The 19,013-nt window shown below is 60.7% G+C and carries 15 protein-coding genes; 6 read left to right on the forward strand and 9 right to left on the reverse strand.

What is annotated here, in order from left to right; translation table 11 throughout:
* Nucleotide 1: 1 nt before the first annotated feature.
* The 7 genes from IY145_RS11200 to IY145_RS11230 form a co-directional block, all read right to left on the reverse strand.
* The gene (locus tag IY145_RS11200) at nt 2–1,156 is read right to left on the reverse strand and encodes an ABC transporter permease (protein ID WP_196408289.1); all 1,155 of its coding nucleotides are present in this window, start codon (nt 1,154–1,156) and stop codon (nt 2–4) included.
* A 185-nt stretch (nt 1,157–1,341) separates the two neighbouring features.
* Nucleotides 1,342–1,965, reverse strand: coding sequence for an outer membrane protein (locus tag IY145_RS11205; RefSeq protein ID WP_246721966.1), 624 nt, complete (start codon nt 1,963–1,965; stop codon nt 1,342–1,344).
* A gap of 121 nt (nt 1,966–2,086) precedes the next feature.
* A complete protein-coding gene (locus tag IY145_RS11210) occupies nt 2,087–3,445 on the reverse strand; it encodes a glycosyltransferase (protein WP_246721967.1) in 1,359 nt (452 codons plus the stop codon).
* A gap of 64 nt (nt 3,446–3,509) precedes the next feature.
* Entirely contained in the window at nt 3,510–4,712 is a 1,203-nt protein-coding gene (locus IY145_RS11215) for an ATP-binding protein (RefSeq protein ID WP_246721969.1), read from the reverse strand.
* An 80-nt stretch (nt 4,713–4,792) separates the two neighbouring features.
* Nucleotides 4,793–5,485 (reverse strand): response regulator, encoded by a 693-nt coding sequence (locus tag IY145_RS11220; protein WP_196408292.1) that lies wholly within the window; start codon nt 5,483–5,485, stop codon nt 4,793–4,795.
* A 193-nt stretch (nt 5,486–5,678) separates the two neighbouring features.
* Complete coding sequence (locus IY145_RS11225; RefSeq protein WP_196408293.1) at nt 5,679–6,641, reverse strand: alpha/beta hydrolase; 963 nt, start codon at nt 6,639–6,641, stop codon at nt 5,679–5,681.
* A 774-nt stretch (nt 6,642–7,415) separates the two neighbouring features.
* The gene (locus tag IY145_RS11230) at nt 7,416–8,903 is read right to left on the reverse strand and encodes a hypothetical protein (RefSeq protein ID WP_196408294.1); all 1,488 of its coding nucleotides are present in this window, start codon (nt 8,901–8,903) and stop codon (nt 7,416–7,418) included.
* 207 nt (nt 8,904–9,110) lie between these two features.
* On the opposite strand from IY145_RS11230, the gene IY145_RS11235 reads away from it, so the two are divergent.
* Nucleotides 9,111–9,521 carry a hypothetical protein gene (locus tag IY145_RS11235; RefSeq protein WP_196408295.1) on the forward strand — a complete coding sequence of 137 codons (411 nt, stop codon included), beginning with the start codon at nt 9,111–9,113 and terminating at the stop codon, nt 9,519–9,521.
* On the opposite strand, the gene IY145_RS26565 is transcribed toward IY145_RS11235, so the two are convergent.
* Entirely contained in the window at nt 9,446–10,393 is a 948-nt protein-coding gene (locus IY145_RS26565; protein ID WP_210332654.1) for a LytTR family DNA-binding domain-containing protein, read from the reverse strand. The two genes, IY145_RS11235 and IY145_RS26565, sit on opposite strands and share 76 nt — an antisense overlap.
* A 562-nt stretch (nt 10,394–10,955) precedes the next feature.
* On the opposite strand from IY145_RS26565, the gene IY145_RS11245 reads away from it, so the two are divergent.
* Genes IY145_RS11245 through IY145_RS11260 form a run of 4 tightly spaced genes read left to right on the forward strand, consistent with a single transcriptional unit; the run spans nt 10,956 to nt 14,727 of the window.
* On the forward strand, nt 10,956–11,927 hold the full coding sequence (locus tag IY145_RS11245) for an aliphatic sulfonate ABC transporter substrate-binding protein (protein WP_196408296.1): 972 nt from the start codon (nt 10,956–10,958) through the stop codon (nt 11,925–11,927).
* 12 nt (nt 11,928–11,939) lie between these two features.
* Nucleotides 11,940–13,085, forward strand: coding sequence for an FMNH2-dependent alkanesulfonate monooxygenase (ssuD, locus tag IY145_RS11250; RefSeq protein WP_196408297.1), 1,146 nt, complete (start codon nt 11,940–11,942; stop codon nt 13,083–13,085).
* Between the two features lie 8 nt (nt 13,086–13,093).
* The gene (locus IY145_RS11255) at nt 13,094–13,951 is read left to right on the forward strand and encodes an ABC transporter permease subunit (RefSeq protein ID WP_196408298.1); all 858 of its coding nucleotides are present in this window, start codon (nt 13,094–13,096) and stop codon (nt 13,949–13,951) included.
* Complete coding sequence (locus IY145_RS11260) at nt 13,948–14,727, forward strand: ATP-binding cassette domain-containing protein (protein ID WP_196408299.1); 780 nt, start codon at nt 13,948–13,950, stop codon at nt 14,725–14,727. The genes IY145_RS11255 and IY145_RS11260 overlap by 4 nt, the downstream gene beginning before the upstream one ends.
* A gap of 22 nt (nt 14,728–14,749) precedes the next feature.
* Here the strand turns inward: IY145_RS11260 and IY145_RS11265 are convergent, their stop codons facing one another.
* Nucleotides 14,750–16,315 carry a rhodanese-like domain-containing protein gene (locus tag IY145_RS11265; RefSeq protein ID WP_196408300.1) on the reverse strand — a complete coding sequence of 522 codons (1,566 nt, stop codon included), beginning with the start codon at nt 16,313–16,315 and terminating at the stop codon, nt 14,750–14,752.
* A 210-nt stretch (nt 16,316–16,525) separates the two neighbouring features.
* On the opposite strand from IY145_RS11265, the gene IY145_RS11270 reads away from it, so the two are divergent.
* Complete coding sequence (locus IY145_RS11270) at nt 16,526–19,003, forward strand: TonB-dependent receptor (protein ID WP_196408301.1); 2,478 nt, start codon at nt 16,526–16,528, stop codon at nt 19,001–19,003.
* The last annotated feature ends 10 nt before the right edge of the window (nt 19,004–19,013 follow it).

Below are 19,013 nucleotides of genomic sequence, written 5' to 3' on the forward strand. Positions count from 1 at the left end.
TTCAGCCTCGAAAAACGGTTGCCGGCTCGAGGCGAAGCACGGGCCGAGCGCTGAGAAGCGCCGCCAAAAGGCTGACGGTTATGATCGCGGCGCCGCTCGCAGAAACGATCCAGTTGTTGATCTCGAAGGCGAACCGCGAGTCCTGGATGAAGGTCCCGAAGAAAGTGACTGCGCCGATGCCGAGTCCGAAGCCGATCACTCCCGCAGTGAGAGACTGTAACGCGATCATTCCGAGGAGCAGGCGATTGCTGGCTCCCATCGCCTTCAAAACGCCGAAATATCTCAGGTGGTCGAGGGTGAAATTGTAGAAGGTCTGTCCCGCGATGCCGCCGCCGATGAGGAAGGCGATGGCGGCGGATATCGCGAAATTGATGAAGATGCCCGTGCGAAACAGGAAATAACGCGTGCTGAGGCTGCGGAACTCCTCGCTCGTATATGCGGCGAGTCCCGTGCGCTTGCGAATTTCCGCAACGACCCTTTGCGCATCCTCCGGCTTCTTCAGCTTCACGAGAACGAAAGACAAAAGTTTGCGTTCGGAGGACTGAAAGATCTTCACACGCGAGTAGGTCGTGTAGATGATCGGCTGTGATTGAAAAGACGGCGTCGCCTGATGAAGACCGACGATGCTGGCTCTGTTGTCGTTCAACTCCAGCGTGGAGCCGACGCCGAAGGGCGGACGCTGCTCGCCTGTCGCGGTTTGCGCAAGTCTTCCATAGGCACTCGCTTCGTCTACCAGAACGCCGTCGCTGATGCGCAGATCGGCGAGGCGGCCTGCCGATATTTTCGCGGGACCGCCGATCAGCGTCACGTCGTCGATGCCGACGAGCTGGCAAGCGATGAAATTGCCGTCGGGCAGCCGAGCCTTGATCGAACCTCTATAGAACGGAACGGCCCAGGCGACGCCGCTGACGCCCTTGACCAGATACAGTTGCGTGTCTGGAAGAGGCTTGGGATCGTCGACATTTTCCACATTCGCGTCCATGACCCACAAATCCACTACTGGAAGTTCCGTGATGACCGCTGTCGTTCGTGAGAGGATGCCGAAAAAAATCGCAGGCTGCTGCGCCATCATGAACGCCGTGAAGGACAGGGCTGCGATGATGCCGAGATATTTGCCTCGCTCGTTGACGAGCATGATCAGTGCAAGTCGATACATGAAACGTCTCGAGAACTCTTCTTCAGGATCGACATGCGTCGCCGCCGTGCGGATATTTCACGATTGAATCACGTGTGGATTCAAAGCGAAGGCGGCGGCGTCGCCATTCATGGACATCACACTTCGAGATTTGCTGTCGAGTCAGGCGAAGGACGCGAGGCCGCGCCCTCCGCCATCGGGACAGATCAGAAGCTCTTCGGTAGAGGCGCGAACGGATCGAAGCGATAGTCGAGACCGGCTCTGATCACATGGAAAGCTTGGTCGCCGTGTCGATGCGGCCCGAAACTGGCTTCGCCAGAAAGGTCGACATAAAGGTATTCCACCTTTGCCGACCAATTCGAGGCGAAAGCCCATTCAACGCCGCCACCGCTGGTCCAGCCGGTTTGCGCGCCACTGCTTCCACCATAGGCGAAGCCTCCGGTTCCATAGACGAGCAACGCGGGATTGATCACCGTCGTACCCACGCGTCCGCGAACCGTCCCGAACCAATCCACGCCTCGCGACCCGACTCCTCCGGGAGGCGATCCAAACGGAGGCGATCCGGCGTCGCCTCCCACGCTCGATCCCTGAATATCCGTTTCGAGACCGACAACGAATGTGGGGAGGAACTGATAGTTGTAACCAATCTGACCGCCGCCGATGACGCCACCAGTTCCCCTACTCGCCGGTGCTCCCCCTCCCACATTTGCGCCGATATAGAATCCGCTCCAAGTCAGAACCGGCGGAATCGAGTACGCCGGAGCAAGTGTATGGGAAGGCAAATCCGCTGCCCTCGCGCCGCCGCAAATTGCGCCGAACGCAACAAGCATGGAAAAAGTTCTCCTCATTTTCTTCCTCTTTGGTCATGTCGTGTAGATGGAGCGAGCGCAATCGAAATGCTGGCATCGATGCTCACCATCCCTTCAAACATCGAGTAATGCCTCGGCAAGATCAGGGCCGATCAGTCTCAATTTGTTTCTGAGTGTCATTCTCGGTCCTTTGCTGTCGCAAAGAAACGCCGCGCGCCCGAGGCCGCCGCGATTGACCTTCCGAAATCAGCTTGCAGGCAACCACACCGAGCCGAGCCGCGTAGCCGTCGGACGAAAATCTTTCCTGATAGAGTGCGCGCGTATCGCTCGTCCGCGGGTCGCGCGCTTCTCGAATCGAGAGCATCGCAGCCGCGAATTCCGCAGGGCTGTCCGCAACGAATACGTTCCCGAGGCGAGCGGGATCGATTCCCATTCCCCGGAACGCCTGTGATGTAGCCACCAGGGGCAACCCACTGGACAGCGCTTCCAGCGTTTTGATAGAAAGGCCGTGCCCTTCTCTCGTCGGAAGCAAGACGACTGCTGCATCTGCGTATGCCGCCTGGATATCGGCGACCCTGCCTTTGAACAGTCTGCGATGTTTCTCATAAAGTGGCCTGTCGCCACTTTTCATGCCCTCGTCGATGTCGCCAAATATCGAGATTGGCGTTTTGGTCGCGAGTGGAACGACCTCCTGAAGAAACCACCTTATGCTAAAATAATTCGCCGCGTTATTGCTCGCGACTAGTATTGCCTGATTGCCATTGGCGCAAGCCGAGACGGGCGCTACCGACGGATAGATCAGTTCATGCCGGGCGGACGGGAGAAGTCGAAAAAACGTCGCATACTCCTCCGCATTTATGTGAATGCAAACATCGGCTCGCCTCATCCATTCGAGTTCGACAGCGAGCATATCATCGTATCTAACGTATGGCGGAATGAAGAATCCCGCGCGATTCCTCAGCTCGTACTGTCGCGCTTGAATGTCATGAGTGTCGAGGACAACAGGTATACGGCGTTCCCCACGTATCCGCTCGACGAGAGGCAACACGAAAAAATGATTGGCGTGAATCAGGTCGATTGCGTCCATGCCAAGTCGGTCGGGTAGAGGCGCGCACTTCGCCAGCTCCACGAGCCAAGTAGCTTGATCGCCGTGTATCAAGGGCCACCAGCCGTCCTTCAGGAGCGTCGATTTGAAAAAGTCCGAGATTCTAGCCGACGTCTCATACTTCTCGTTAACTGCAAGGTCGTGACTATTTGCCCGATAATCATTCCAACGCGTGTCGCATCCGATAGAGGGTGTGACGGCATCCATGAGCGCGATGGAGATCACGCGCGCACCTAGGCTTCTATACGCCCTTATTTGGCTGGCTAGGACTTGATGCGTTCCGCACGAATGCCACGCAGGGTGCACGACTGCGATCGTCCTGCCCGACAGCGTCGCGAAAGTATCGGCCGTGGCCGGGTTGAATCGATGGATTGAGTACCGATCATTGACCGACAATTCGCGGGTCCTCCTTGGCCGCCACCGTCGGATTTGTTCGAGGCGTCATTCTGCTGAAAATGTTTCATCTTGTTTCGATGTCGATTTTCGGTAGGGATACTCGCGCGATAAGGCCGCCTCCGACGCGCTCGTCCAGAACAAGACGGCCGCCATGGGCTTCCACGATCGCGCGAGCGATCGCTAATCCTAGTCCAAAACCTTCCTCCGCGTGGGCAGTCGTATCGGCACATCCCCGCTCGAAAGGTTCGAGCATTGCTTCCCTTTGGTCTGACGGGATGCCGGGTCCTCGGTCACTGACTTCGACAACCGCATCTCCATCCCGTTCAAAAAGTTCGATCTCGGGATTTTCAGCGTATTTTACCGCGTTGTCGAGGAGGTTGGAGAACGCACGATCCAGATCATCTGGATTTCCTCGAACGCTGATGTGACTTCTTTCATTGTAGCGAACAATGGAACCTAGGTCGGTGAATTGGTCGACAACAGGCTGCAGCAGACTGGCCAGATCCAGCACGACCATCTCCTGTTGAGCGCCGCCCCGCAGGTAGGTAAGGCAACCACAAACCATTGCTTCCATCTGATCTAGATCGCGTACCAACTTTGCCTTCGTATCTCCAGTTTCGAGATACTCCGCTCGGAGACGCATGCGCGTGATCGGGGTGCGCAGGTCGTGACTGACGGCGGCCAACATCCGCGTTCGCTGAGCGGCCATTTCGGCGATACGCCGTTGCATTCGGTTAAATGCTCGGGTCGCCTTTCGGACTTCTTCTGGACCCGCTTCCGGTAGCTGTGCTGGGACACTGTCGAGACCGAAGCCCTCAACGACGTTGGCGAAATTGGTCAGCGGTCGCGTAAGGGATATCGCGGCCCACAAGGAGAAGACAAACAAGCTGATGGCGACGAACCCGATTGTCACCAGGGCGAAACGGTCGAAACCCGGCGTTAGAGGGAGAGTGTCGAGCACAATCCCCTGTCCGTCATGTAAAAATCCGAACGACTTCTTCTGGTCGCCTGCATCGGCTACTATGATCGTCACGCCTTCTGGAAGGCGGGATTGGAAATAAGCGGGGCGAGTCCCGGTTTGGATGGCGCGGTCCAGTTCAGTAAGCGCGAGGCGGAACCCCGGCAGATTTGCATTCAACGCCGCTGCGATCGCGAGCCTGTCTTTTGGGGAAGCGGCGTCCAATGCCGTTACGGCAGCGACGACGACAGCGGCGTCTTGGTCCCTCGGGTCCCCTGGAGCGGGTTCTGATAAGAGCAATATCGCCATCACCGCTGCGTGAAACAAACCGACGCATAGAAGGAGAAGAAGTCCTAACTGCACGTTGATATTTCGGAAAGGGCGCATTCCTACTGGACACTCACTTTCGCAGTGAACGTGTAACCGAATGAGCGTACCGTCTGGATAAGCGCGGGATCGCGGGGATCATCCTCGATTTTTTGACGAAGCCGGCTAATCAAAATGTCTACGCTCCGGTCAGTGGCCGAAGCTGCCTTCAGTTCTTCCCGTGAAAACACTTTTCCTGGGCGTCGACAGAACGTCAACAGGAGCTCGAATTCGGCGCTCGTCAGGATCACCCGGACCTCCCTCGGCCCTATCAAGCGCCGCGCCGCAATGTCCAAGACGAAGCCGGAAAAGCAGTATTTTGTGACCTTTTCAGACTGCGCCATTTCGGGCGTGGTCCGCCGGAGAACAGCTCCGACCCGCGCAAGCAGTTCGCGGGGAACGAAAGGTTTGACGATATAGTCGTCGGCCCCAAGCTCGATACCAAGTATCCGATCTATGTGCTCGCCGCGTGCCGTCAACATGATCAGTGGCGGGCTTCCGATATTACGCAAACGTATGCAGATCGAAAATCCGTCCTCACCGGGAAGGTTCACGTCGAGTAGAATAAGGTCGACCTTTTCTCGTGCCAGAATTTCGTCCATTTCTTTGGCGTCACGGGCGAGCGTCAATTTGAAGCCTTGGTCGGCAAGGTACCTCGATACGAGGAATCCGATCTCTTCATCGTCCTCGACAAGGAGAATGCAATGTTGTTCCACTTGCTTCCTCGGGCTCCTCCGAACGCCGGCCGCGCATCATCAAATCTAGTGCGAGCTATGATGCTTCGTCGCGAAGATAGCTCGATGGTATGTTGAGATCAGGGCGCCATTGTTTCGATTTGTTGCAAGAAATGCGGGCTGCGGACCACAAAGCCGCGCTGAAATTGCCGAAGGCCGTCGTATGGCTGTGGTTTCACAAAGGCGATGATCGTTCGTTCGTAGATCGACCTGCACGATCCCTCCACGCTTGATCCAGGACAAAGTCGAGCTCCTGAGCCAATATTTTGGACTTTGTGTCTGGGCTTGCACCCCAGAATTCATGTCCTCCTTCAAATACGGACAAGAAAGATCGCACCCGACAGCGATTTAGCGCGTGAAACAGCATCAGCGACTGGGACAGTGGCGCCAGTCGATCTCTGGTCCCATGAGAAATAAATATCGGTGAGGTCGCGGCGCGAACTGAGGCGACTGGCGAAAGCGTCGCCGCATTGCTCAACGAGGCTTCGCTCTCACGGGGGAATAAACGCGAAAAAAGAAGCTTATAGCCCGGCATATCCGGCGTGAGCTGAAATAGCCCGAAATTGTCCACAGCACACGACACCTTCGGCGAGATCCCGGCCAATTCGCGAGCAAGAGCGTCGGGAAAAATCCTACTTTCGACGGCGAGCCAGACGGCGAGCTGCCCGCCGGCGGAATGTCCATACGCGCATATGCGGGCAGGGTTGATGTTCAGTCCATCGGAATTCGCTCGAAGCCAGCGCACAGCAAGCTGAACATCGATGAGCTGAGCCGGCCAACCGTTTTCCGGACGCCCATCAGCAAGGCGATACCCCGCCGAGGCGGCCAATACACCATGCGCAGCGAAATACCGGCAGTGCCAAGCCATATCGCTTTTGTCGCCGCCGGACCAGCCGCCGCCGTGGATCAACAATACAGCGGCGGTCGGAGTAGCGGAAGGGGCGGGCAGGCACAGATCGAGACGATGCTGCTCACGAGGGCCGTAAGCAACATTGAGGAACTCCTCGCTTCGGCTTTTCCCCCCGGAGGCGAGGGCGACGAAAATCAGTGCGGCTGCGGCAATCGCGAATCCAACGCGCGCGCGTATCAATCTGAAGACGGCGGAGCGAATCCAGAACGTGAGCATTTCCGTGCGCAAGCCTCAGCTCCCCTTCATGAAGATCACAGCAGCGGAAGAGACTGCGAAACCCAAGCAAATTGGGCTCCATTATCTCGGTCTCGGATTGCGACACGGTGTCTGGATTGAAACAAAAGGTTTTCAAATTGTGTCTTTTCCCGGACGGAGCGAAATCGGGTTGATCCGAAGCCAGAACAGGTGAGGTGAAAGTCGCCGGCCAACGACTTTGGCGCCGGGGCGGCATTATTCCGTTACGGGGCGGCGGCATCTCCTGGAATCGTGAGCGGCGTTTTCCGTTAAAGACGTGGTTCGTCGGAGTTTGCGCGGTGCATCGGCGAAAGGGCTCCGCGAAAATTGGACTCTCACGCCACACCGACCTTAAGAGACCACCGTCGTCCGCGAAACATCAGGACTTCCTGTCATCTTTCTGTGAGATCGCATGCATTGGGGTCGCATATGCAACGATGCCAACGCCAGCGAGAAGAGCGTATCGTCGCGTCGGGGGGATCGGCGGTAACGGGCCTCCGCTACCATTTCTCCGCCGAACGGAATTCCTGAGCCGAAATCAAGTGCTTGCGTCGGGGTAGCGAGTCTGAGCCTTGACTCGTGACCGGGGCCCGTCTCTCATCGATGGGAGACCGGATTTTGGCGCGAATCAGCTTCCTCCATCGCCGCGACGGGCGCTACTACCTTCAGGTGCGCATGCCCGTCCACGACGGCGAGACGGCGCGCACGCGCGTCTTCCGATCCGCTCTCGGAACTTCGGCGTTCGTCGTCGCTCGTCGGCGGCTGTCCCTATGCATGGCGTGGATCGTGGCTCTCAAGGACAATCCCGAACTCCCCCGCCGCGGCGCGTTCCTGCTGGCGCAGATGCGGGGATATCTCGACCGCGGCGCGCCTGTCGACGCCGACGCTCTCGCCGCACGCGGCGCCATGGAGCACTATGTGCAGATATGGCTCACCGAGTGCCGCGTGTTCGATTGCAATCCGGGCGAGATATGTCCCGGCTTCACTGAAACGTGGAAGGAGTTCGTCGCCCAGAATGTCGCCGGCGAGACCGGGCATCGCGCCAAGGCCGAGGACGACAGCTTCCGCCGAGGTTTTGCAGTCGGTCGACAGACCGCGCTCGGGGATGTCGAAACGCGCACGACCGCGGCCGCGGTCGGAGCGGATCAGGCCGACGTCGGCCGCGGGGCGCGCGACGATTTCCTGCGCCGCGACGTCAATCTGACGCCGGGCCACGAATTCCCGATAGGCGCTATCCGGCGGTTCGTTGCGGCCGAGCCGAATGACGCGATGTCGTCTCCCTTCGGCGTCGACGAATTCATCGCGCCGGTCGAGCAGAAGGAGGTCGCTGTCCCTCCGAAATGCAGTGGAGCCGGGCTTGCCGCGCCCACGGCGCGGGCGGATAGAGTCTCCGAGGCTCCCGGACGGGCCGAAGTCGAGACGGCCTCGAATGCGACGATCGACGTCGGCGACCTCGCTGAGCTGGACGAGTTCCTGCCCGAGCCGACCGATCCGCTCTCGGTTGCGCTCGAAAAATTTCTCGGCCGCGAGAAGAAGCGCCATGGCGACGATCGCGCGCGCGAGCGTGTCGGGCTCGTCGTCCCTTTCGTCATCGCCGTCATCGGCGACAAACCCGTTTCCGCCATCACGAGGCGCGAGCTCGGCAAGATCGACCTCGCTCTGCCGGATATCCCCACGCGGACGAATATCCCGAAGGAGCACTGCGTCTCCCTGGCCGCTCGTTATCTCTATGCCAAGAAGAACGGGTGGGAAGGGCTCCAGCGCCTCGCGGAAAACACGCTCAGCAACCGTTACCACACGACCCTCAACACTTTTTTCGAGTGGCTTTATCAGAGGGAAGCCCTGCACGAGCAGCCCTATCGGTTCGAATTTGTTCAAAAGGACAATCCCGAGCAAGTCGATCGTGACGTCTTCTCGCCGGAGGAGGCGATCAAGCTCGTCAACTTGCCGCTCTTCACCGGATGCGAGTCGTTGTCGCGCGTCTGGAACCCTGGCGAGCTGTTCGTTCAGGACGCTCGCTATTGGGGCTATGTCCTCGCCCTCGTGACCGGCATGCGTCCAGCCGAGATCGCGCAGATCCGCTGCCGAGATCTGATCGCGATCGAGGACGAAGGCGAGCTCGTATGGTTCGTCGACTTCACCGATCGAATGATGAACGTGAAGTCGAAGAACGCGCGCCGGATGATTCCTCTCGTCCCATTGGTGATCGAGCTCGGCCTCGCGAAGCGTCGCGATCTGCTGATCGAGGCCGGTCACGAGCGGTTGTTTCCCTCGGTCTGTGCTCCAGCGCACAGACCGAGGGAAATCGTCTCCAATAGATATTTGTGGGTTGGGAGACGAGGCCCGCCGGAGCGCAGCCTGGGTGGTCGATATCCTGCCGAGGCCGAGGTTCAGATTTCGCGCCTCACTGATTTGACTACAATTTTGAACGAGCCGGCCAAGCGCCGATGGGGGACAATAGGAATGAGCCGCATCTTACTATTGTCTGCGTTGGTCGCCATTGGCGCCTCCTCGGCGCAAGCTTCCTGCGAAACGAACTTCTCCTCGCAGGGCGTTCCTTTGCTGACCCCGCTTTCATACAAGACGTGGATGCTATTCCCGAAGCTCGACGCGAAAAAGGCGCTGGATCGCCTGGCGAGCGCCGTCCTCGCGGAAGGCTATTCCGATATGAACGTGGACAAGGCCTATGGCGCCATCACCGCGCTGCAGGAAACCACCGGATCCGGATTGCCGCAGACGCTTCGCATCGTGGCTCGCAAGGTGAACGCCGGCACGCGGGTCGATGCATTCTTTTCCATTCAGGCAGGCCAGGTCACGACAGAGGAGCTCGTTCGGGGAAGTCTGTGCAAGCTGATCGCGGCTGCGGTCGACTGACACAAACCTGTATCGCAGCTACATTGATCCAGGCTATCATTCGTCATGGCGCTTCCGACAAGATCACGATCGACAAATGTGGGGGCCTCACGGCTGTAATCGAAGGCTATAGCGCCGACCAATAGGTAGGGAACTCCATGGGTAGACTTATTTCGATGTTTCTCGCATTCGGACTTGCGGCAATCTCGCTCAGCGGATGTCAGTCCGTCCAGCAGTCGGCGGCGAGCGCCGCATACACATGCGAAGCCGCTGGGCTTCGGCCTGGAACACGGCGTTTCGAGCGGTGCCAAGAAGCGAACTTCGCGCAAAATAGGGCGCAGTCGGACGAAGCGGCGACAGCCGTCGCGGCCGCCGCAGCCGCAGGGGTCATCGGGGGCGCGGTCATCGGAGCGGCCGCCTCTCGACCTTCGTACGGCTATTATGGGCCCGGTTACTATCGTCCCTACTATTACTGACAGCAGAGCATCGAGCGCGTCTCTTCTGCGCTCGAAGGCGGAGCGGACGACGACACGCGACAGCGTGGTCGTCGCGCTCTCGTCGATCGGGAGAGCATGAAATACCGGGCAATATGACGCTCTGCTCGAACAGTGAGCGCGATCGTGGCGGAGGTCCAGCGAAAAGCCGCTCAGACTACGCCCGCATGAGCTTCGCGCGGATCGCCGGCGCATGGTCCGCCCCACGCGCACTTCCGAGGCGTCGTTCAGAACCGCGATCAGCGCCGCGAACGGCGCCTGCTCGATGCGCGTGATGGCGCTGCGCCGCACGATCGCCCCGCGATGGATACGCAGAAACTCTTCGCTATCTAGGTGGCGCTCGAGGGAGGACAGGCTTTCCTGAAAGAGATAGTCGGCGCCAGGAACATGTATGCACACATAGTCGCGCTCCGCCTGAAGCGGATCACCTTGTCCGGCGTGACGCGCAAATACTCGCCTCGCGCCTTCACCCAGAACTCCGTCGGCTTCTTCGGCTGTTCGGTCAGAGTGTGCTTCAGCGAAGCGATCGTTTCCTGCAATTCGGCGACTTCATAGTTGCAGCCGCCATTAAACAGCCATTTCAGCGCTTTCGCTTCGAAACCACACCAGGGACAGACACATTTTTGTCCCCACCGCGCAATGGGACATTTTCATACTATGACAATAGTATTAAAAACAGTCAAAATATGACCGCTGCACAAGATCGGGGCATCGTCTCGGCTCGGGATTGCTGTCTCAGGTTCGCGAGGGCGGCCCACTCAAGCCGTCGCCGCTGGTCATTGTATCGGATGACAACAGTTGATAATTTCGCTATAATATAGCGATTGCGCTTCGGCGTGCGCCCCGATGAGGAGAACGGCATGCTCCCGCCGTCCGAGTTCTGTGACGAGCAGCCCTGGCCGCCAATTCGAAGAATGCGTCTTCGATCGGATCGTTTTGTCCGATTGCCTCAGAGGTCGTGATGGAACGGCCGGTTTTCGATCGCCGGGCTGTTCTCTTCGCCGCGGCCGCCGCTGTTACGACCGCGACTTCTTTCGAGGCGGCGACGGCCCCTGAAAAGCCGAAGGAGCTGTTGGTCGGCTATCAAAAATTCAGCGTGCTCCTGGTCGCCAAAGCTCGAAAATTGTTGGAGAAGCGGCTCGAACCGAGAGGCTTCACCGTCAAATGGGTCGAATTCCCCTTCGGGCCGCCGATGTTGGAGGCGCTCGGCGCCGGCGCCATCGATTATGGCTATACAGGCGACGCGCCTCCCGTCTTTGCGCAAGCGGCGCATGGGCGGCTGGTCTATGCGGCGGCTATTCCCGCGAAAGCTTATGGTCAGGGCGTCATCGTGCCGCGTCGCTCGGCGATCGAGCGCGTCGCCGATCTGAAAGGAAAGAGGATCGGAGTCGCCAAGGCCTCCAGCGCGCATAATCTGCTGATCTCGACGCTCGAAAGCGCAGATATCGAATGGGAGGACATCAGGCCCGTCTATCTCGCGCCGGCGGACGCCGCCGCGGCGTTCACGCGCGGTGCGATCGACGCTTGGTCGATCTGGGATCCTTATCTCGCGATTGCCGAACTGAACGCCGATGCGCGCCAGCTCGAGATCGACGTGGACGCCGCCACCCAGAGCAGCTTCTTTCTCGCCAACGCCGACTTCGCCGCGCGATATCCGGTGATCGTCGGCGATATTAACGACGAGATCGCGAGAGCCGCCGAATGGGCGGCTGCGCATCGCGACGAAGTCGCCGCACTCTACGCCGAGGCGAGCGGCGTCCCGCTCGCGGCGCAGCGCAAATCGGTCGATCGCGCCGAATTCGCGCTCGTCTCTATCGACGACGCCATCATCGCCAGACAACAGCGAGTCGCGGATCGCTTTCTTCGTCTCGAACTGATCCCTGCACGCGTCGACATTCGCGATATCGTCTGGAAACGCAGGCCGGCCGGCTGAAAGAAACGCGTCATGACCGACAAACCTCTCGATATGTTCTGGTTCATTCCCGTCAGCGGAGACGGCTCTTATCTCGGGGCCGACAAAGGCGTGCGCTACGCCGAATTCGACTATATGAAGGAGATCGCGCAAGCCGCCGATCGCCTGGGATTCGCCGGCGCGCTCGTCCCTGTCGGCAGCCATTGCGAGGATCCATGGATCACCGCCGCCGCGCTCGCCACGCACACCAAGCGGCTGCGATTTCTCGTGGCGCTGCGGCCGGGGCTGGCGACGCCCACCCATTGGGCGCGCCAGACGGCGGCGCTCGATCGCATCAGCGAGGGGCGCTTCATCGTCAATGTCGTCTCCGGGGGCGATCCGGTGGAACTCGCCGGCGACGGAATTTTTCTCTCGCATGACCAACGTTATTCGCACGCCGCCGAATTCCTCACCGTATTCCGCAGGCTGCTGGACGGCGAAACGGTCGACTTCTCCGGCGAGCATATTCGCGTCGAAGGCGCGCGGCTGCTGTTTCCCACCGTGCAGAATCGATTGCCGATCTGGTTCGGCGGCTCATCCGACGCCGGGCTCGACGTGGCCGGGGAACATGCCGACGTCTATCTGACTTGGGGCGAGCCACCGGCCCAGGTCGCCGAGAAAATCGACGCAGCGAGAAAGCACGCGGCGAAGCACGGGCGGAAGCTGAAATTCGGGCTACGCATCCACATCATCGTGCGCGAGACGGCGCGCGAGGCGTGGGAGGCCGCCGACAGGCTCATCGCCCATCTTTCGGATGACGCGATCGCCGCCGCCCAGCGCAAGTTCGAGCTCGAATCGGACTCGGTCGGCCAAAAGCGAATGAGCGCGCTACATGGCGGCAGGCGCGACCGGCTCGAGATTTCTCCGAATCTCTGGGCCGGCGTCGGCCTCGTGCGGCGCGGCGCCGGCACGGCGCTGGTCGGAGATCCCGAGACGGTCGCCGCGCGCCTGCGTGAATATCAGGCGCTCGGCGTCGACACGGTGATCGCCTCCGGTTATCCGCATCTGGAAGAAGCCTATAAGGTCGCCGAGCTGCTGTTTCCGGTGCTCGGAATCGAAACCGACCGCAATCGCTCGCACGGCACTGCGGTCGGAGAATATGGCGTCGGCTCCGGCGCGCCGCGCGCCGCCGCGGAGTGAAGCCCGCGATGACCCATCCGCAGGAAGCGCTGATCTCCTCCGGCGGCTCGAGCCGCGGCGGCGTTGCGAAGCGCATTCGCTGGAGGTCGATCCTCGAGTCGAGAGCTGCGGCCTGGATCGTTCCCCTGTCGATCGTGGCGATCTGGCAGGCCGTCTGCGCGCTGGAGCTCACGCCGTCCACGCTGCTGCCGTCGCCGTTCGCCGTCGTCGACGCCGCTTGGCGACTGACGCTCACAGGGGAGCTACCGCGCAATCTCGGCGTGAGCTTTCTGCGGGCGATCGGCGGCCTCGCGATCGGCGGGGCGATCGGCTTTATTTTCGGCTTGGCGAATGGCGTCTCCAAAATCAGCGAAGTTCTGGCCGACTCGACTTTGCAGATGGCTCGCAACATCCCGCATCTCGCACTGATCCCGCTCGTCATCCTCTGGCTCGGCATCGATGAGGAGGCGAAACTCTTCCTCGTCTCGATCGGCGTGTTCTTTCCGATCTACGTCAACACGCTGCACGGCGTTCGCTCCGTCGATCCACAGCTCGTCGAAATGGCGCGCAGCTATGGCATGCCGAGCCGCGAGCTGTTTCGGCAGGTGGTGCTGCCGGGCGCTCTGCCTTCGATTTTCGTCGGGCTGCGTTATGCGCTCGGCGTGATGTGGCTGACGCTCATTGTCGCCGAGACCATCGCCGCGCAATCGGGGCTCGGCTATATGGCGATGCAGGCGCGCGAGTTCATGCAGGTCGATGTGGTCGTGCTGTCGATTCTGATCTACGCCCTGCTCGGCAAGCTCGCCGATTCCGTCGCGCGCGTCCTCGAGCGTGTCTGTCTTTCCTGGCATCCCGCTTTTCAGCGCGAGCGAGGGGACGCGTCATGACGATCGTCCAGACGGCTGTCGATGCGCGGCTCGCGCCCGGAGTGTCGGTGAGAGCGCGCAATCTCGACAAATCCTTCGGCGCCAAGCGTGTGCTGAGCGGACTCGATCTCGACGTCCCGGCCGGACAGTTTTTGGCGATCGTTGGACGCAGCGGTTGTGGAAAGAGCACGCTGCTGCGCCTCGTCGCCGGCCTCGACGAGAAGACCCGCGGCGGCGTCTCGTTCGGAGAGCATTCGGCCTCACATGCGCGCGAAATTGTGCGCGTGATGTTTCAGGAGCCGCGTCTGCTGCCCTGGGCGCGCGTGCTCGCCAATGTCGAAGTCGGGCTCGGCGAGCGCCGCGGCGGCGCGGCCGGCCGCGAGCAGGCCCTCGAGGCGCTGCGCTCCGTCGGCCTGGAAGATCGCGCGAGGGATTGGCCGTCGACGCTCTCCGGCGGACAGAAGCAGCGCGTCGCTTTCGCGCGCGCTCTCGTCAGCCGTCCTCGGCTGTTGGCCTTCGATGAGCCGCTCGGCGCGCTCGACGCTCTCACGCGCGTCGAAATGCAGCGCCTGCTGGAGACGGCCTGGCTGCGCGACGGCTTCACCGCTCTGCTGGTGACGCATGACGTCGCCGAGGCCGTCGCGCTCGCCGACCGCATCGTGATCATCGAGAATGGCGCGATCTCGCGCGACATCGCCGTCGATCTGCCGCGTCCGCGTCGGCGTGGCGCCGTCGAGGTCGCAGAGCTCGAAGAGCAGATATTGGATTATTTGCTGGGAGAGGCCGCAGGGCGCTGAGCGGAGCCCGTCACCGTTTGCGCTATCTCACCACATGGAAATTCGCGACGCCGTCATTGGCGAGCTGTGCGACGAGCTGCAATTCCCAATCGATATAAGCCTGCATCGCTTCCCGCGAATTGTCGACGCCATCATAGGGACGCTTGTAGCTGTCGTCCGCTTCGCTGAGCCATCGCGCATTCTCCGTCGTGACGGCGCCGAAAGCCTGCGCTCCACCAGAGAGCGCGACTGCGCCGCTGGCCGAGACGATCTGCGCGCGCGCGAGATTGTCGAGCGCCGTCTCGCCGTCCGGAGAGACGAGCACGATCTGCTTGTCGCGCGGCAGCGTCGCGAGATCACGCTCGAGATGCGCGACCGCGGCCCAATAGGAGCCAGAGATATGGCCGGCGCGATAGACGGGGCTGCGGGATAGATCGACGATCGCGAAATTATCGCGACCAGAGGCGAGCTCTTCCGGCGAGATCGTCGCGCCCGGGGCTGCGACAATCGGCGGACGTCGGCGTGGCGATGCGCCTCGCTCGGTCGCCGCAGCCGCTTCGGGCGAGAGGATGGCCGTCTCCCATCCGAGTTGCGTCAGCCATGACGCCGTCGACAGCGCGCGCGCTTCGAGATCGTCATAGAGAATGATCTTCGCGCCGCGCACGGCCACCCACTCATCGGTGGCCTGCACGAGTTGTCCGCCCGGAGCGGAACGAAACCCGGGGGCATGTCCGGCGGCATATTCTTCCGGCGAACGCACGTCGAGCAAATAGAGAGTGCGTCTGTCTCTCGTGGCGAGCGCCGCCTCGAAGGCCTCGGCGTCGAGCGTCGCGACGCCGAGGCGCGCGGCGCGGGCGCGCGTTCCGGCGAGCGCGCGCTCGTGCTGCTCCCGGCCGAGCGGAGGAAAGCGTCGCGTCTGCCCACGGTCGAGCGCCAGCCCATCCAAGGTCCAGCCGATCGTGCCGTTGCGGAGCGCGGCGACTCGATTGGGGATTGCAGCGTCAATGAGGCTCTGCGTTCCGATGATCGAGCGCGTGCGTCCGGCGCAATTGACGATGACGAGCGTGTCCGGGGATGGCGCTATGTCGAAGACGCGCAAGGCGAGCTCTGCGCCCGGCACGCTGACCGCGTTCGGAATGCTCATCGTGTGATATTCCTCGAAGCGGCGCGCGTCGAGCACGACGGCGTCGGCGCTCGCGCGAATGAGGCCCTCGACCTCGCGCGCAGAGAGCGACGGCGTGTGGCGAATGGATTCGACGAGTTCGCCAAAGGCTTTCGACACGACATTGACGTCGCGGAACAGCTCGCCGATTTCGCGATAGGCCGAGAGGCCGCCCTCAAGCGCCGCCACATCCGAATATCCTATGCTCGCGAAGCGGCGCGCCGCTTGTTCCGCAAATCCCTCGCCGTCGTCATAGACGACGATCTTCGCCGAGAGACGCGGGGCGAGATCATAGGCTCTGGTCTCGATCTCGGAGAAGGGCAGAGAGACGGCGAAGAAGGGGTGCGCGCGCGAATAGGGCCCTTCCTCGCGCGCGTCGAACACGGCGACCTCGTCGCGCGCGCGCCAGAGCGCCCTCAGCGCATGCGCGGAAATCTGCTCGACCATCGGCTCTAACTCCCGATCTTTTCGATAGGCTCATATGGTGCGACGCCGGCGAGAGCGCGGTCTCTCGAGACGTCTGCACCCATCATCATCACTCCTTCTATCCATCGATTTGGCAGCGCGTGCAAGCAGTCACAGCATAGCTTGACCGCGTCGGTGTCATAGGTATATTCACTTAATATATATCGAGTTTATAGATTGTATGGGCGCGACATGAGAATCGGACCGGAGACCTTCGACGCGCGGCGCGGCTTCGGTGTTCGGTCCAGACGCGGCGTTCTGCTCGCCGGGATCGCCTGCGTCTCGCTCGATGTCGCCCTCGCGCAAGAGGCGCAGGTCGACGATGTGCGTGTGACTGGCGGCGCGAGGGACGGAACGCAGCGACAGGAACAAGCGACGAAGCAGCCACGGCCGATCGTCGTCGTGACCTCCAAGACAGCCGAACGCGAACATCTCGATCGCCTCACCGATCTCGCGCAAAAGGTTCCGAACTACAGAGTGGATGGCAGCCATCCGAGACGTCCGGCGACGATTCGCGGCGTCGGGCTCGGGGCCGGAAGCGGAGACGGAGCAGAGTCGGATACGGGCTTCGTCGTCGACAATGTGTTCTGGAAGAATTTCGGTTTTCAATGGGGCGACTTCGTCGACCTCGAATCCTTCGAGATCGGTCTCGGCCCGCAAGGAACGGCCTTTGGGAAGAATACGACCGTCGGCAACGTCGTTATCCGAACGCAATTGCCGTTGTTCGAGCGCAAGGCGAGCTTCGAGACGTCCTTCGCCAATTACAATCGCATTATCGAGAAGTTGAACGTCACCGGGCCGCTCATCGACGACAAGCTCGCCTATCGCGTCGCTTTCTATCTCGACAAGAGCGACGGCTGGATTCGCGATCAAGTGACCGGCGCCGGCTATCGCAACGGCAATCGCTGGGGCGTGCGCGGGCAATTATATTATGTCGGCGACAGTGTGACCGACCGTTTGATATTCAACTATGGGCGCTCCGCCGAATACAGCAATATCGGCGCCTGCAGCAGCACGGTTTGTGCCTTCGGCGACTCGTTCCAGCTTTTCGCGAACGGCACGTTGCCCGCCCGCACCTATTCGCAGACCCTGGCGCAGAGGCTCGGGCGCTCCGTTCTCACCTTCGATCCATTCAAGCCTTATTTCACGCGCACGCCGACCTTCTACGCCCAGCAGCACAATGTCTCGAACGAGGCGAACATCCAGCTCGGCGAAAATACGCTGAGCCTGATTTCCGCCTACGGCCACTTCCGCTTGCAACCGCGTGTGCCGCTCGGCAATCAGGAACTCTCCATCAGCGGCGGCCGCGTCGACAGCTATGTCGATCAGTTCTCGCAGGAGATCAAATTCGCCTCGCCCAAGGAGCAGAAGCTCGAATGGGCGACGGGCCTCTATTCCATGTATGAATATGTCTGGAACCATAATCTGACCGAATTCGGCTCAGACGCGGCGGCATGGTTCGGCGCTCCGGCGTTGCTCAATGGCCTGCAGAACAATCGCGATGGAAAGGCCCGCACTTTCCATGTCGCAGCCTATGGCCAAGCGACCTACCATGTCGACGAGCAATGGGCGTTGACCTTCGGCCTCCGCGACAGCTACGAAATAAAAGAAGGCTCCAATTTCAGTTGGGAGCAGGTCTATCCCAATCAATATTCGCTCGCGCAACAGACGGCGGCCATTCGCTCCGGCGGCGGGCAGGGGTTCTTCGACACCGGCGGCGTGAGCAAATCACTCAATTCGCTCACGGGCGTGTTCAATCCGCAATATAGGGTCGACGAGCACATATTGATCTTCGGCCTCGTCGGGCGCGGCGAGAAGGCCGGCGCCGTCAATACGAGCGCCCAGCCGATCTTGGATGGCCAGAGCAATTTCAAAGGCTGGCAGCCGGTGATCACCAAACCCGAAGTGTCGTGGGACTATGAAATCGGCGTCAAGACGAACTGGTTCGACGGCGCGCTCGTCGCCAATATCAATTTCTATTGGAACGACATCTATAATTTTCAGACCAATCTGACGGACACCTCCTACAAAGACAGTCTCGGCCAGCCGATCCGCACCACTTATCTCGGAACGGCTAATCATGTGCAGCTTCGTGGCGTCGAGATCGATGGTCGTTGGACTCCACTCGAGGGTCTCGCTTTCACCTATTCCGGCGCTCGCACAGACGCCCGCTGGCTCGACTTCGCCAATGCGGCGACGCCCGCCGACTGGCTGTGGGCGACCCCGACCAATCCACCCGCGGGCTTCCTCTCCGCTCCGCTGACATTGTCGCGCTCCAATTCGCGATGGGAGCTCGTCCCGCTCTGGTCGTTCAACGTCGGCGTGAATTACGAGCGGTGCCTGGGACCACTGTTCCGCGATCTCGGCGAATGGGCGAACCAATCGGTCACGGGCTTTTTCTACGCCAACGCCGCTTGGCAGGACAAAGTCCAGCTGACCGATCCACATGCCGTGTTTCAATATTGGACCTCGCCCTATACGCGCACGAATGTCGGCTTCGGCCTGAAAACGGATGACGAACGCTATGCCTTGTCGGTGTGGGTGAAGAACCTTTTCGACAACCGCCCCTTCACCGCCTGGGCGCCCGGCACTGCGACGACGCCCGCGACGGTCGGCTGGCCGAATGATCCCCGCACTTTCGGCGGGACGATGCTCGTCAAGCTATATTGATCGAGCGTCT

Source organism: Methylosinus sp. H3A (assembly GCF_015709455.1).
GTDB lineage: Bacteria > Pseudomonadota > Alphaproteobacteria > Rhizobiales > Beijerinckiaceae > Methylosinus.

Coding starts and splice junctions, on each gene's coding strand:
- ssuD (WP_196408297.1), top strand. CDS start 11,940: ATGACCGACAAACCTCTCGATATGTTCTGGTTCATTCCCGTCAGCGGA.
- IY145_RS11245 (WP_196408296.1), top strand. CDS start 10,956: ATGGAACGGCCGGTTTTCGATCGCCGGGCTGTTCTCTTCGCCGCGGCC.
- IY145_RS11255 (WP_196408298.1), top strand. CDS start 13,094: ATGACCCATCCGCAGGAAGCGCTGATCTCCTCCGGCGGCTCGAGCCGC.
- IY145_RS11260 (WP_196408299.1), top strand. CDS start 13,948: ATGACGATCGTCCAGACGGCTGTCGATGCGCGGCTCGCGCCCGGAGTG.
- IY145_RS11265 (WP_196408300.1), bottom strand. CDS start 16,315: ATGGTCGAGCAGATTTCCGCGCATGCGCTGAGGGCGCTCTGGCGCGCG.
- IY145_RS11235 (WP_196408295.1), top strand. CDS start 9,111: ATGAGCCGCATCTTACTATTGTCTGCGTTGGTCGCCATTGGCGCCTCC.
- IY145_RS11270 (WP_196408301.1), top strand. CDS start 16,526: ATGAGAATCGGACCGGAGACCTTCGACGCGCGGCGCGGCTTCGGTGTT.
- IY145_RS11215 (WP_246721969.1), bottom strand. CDS start 4,712: ATGGCGATATTGCTCTTATCAGAACCCGCTCCAGGGGACCCGAGGGAC.
- IY145_RS11205 (WP_246721966.1), bottom strand. CDS start 1,965: ATGCTTGTTGCGTTCGGCGCAATTTGCGGCGGCGCGAGGGCAGCGGAT.
- IY145_RS11200 (WP_196408289.1), bottom strand. CDS start 1,156: ATGTATCGACTTGCACTGATCATGCTCGTCAACGAGCGAGGCAAATAT.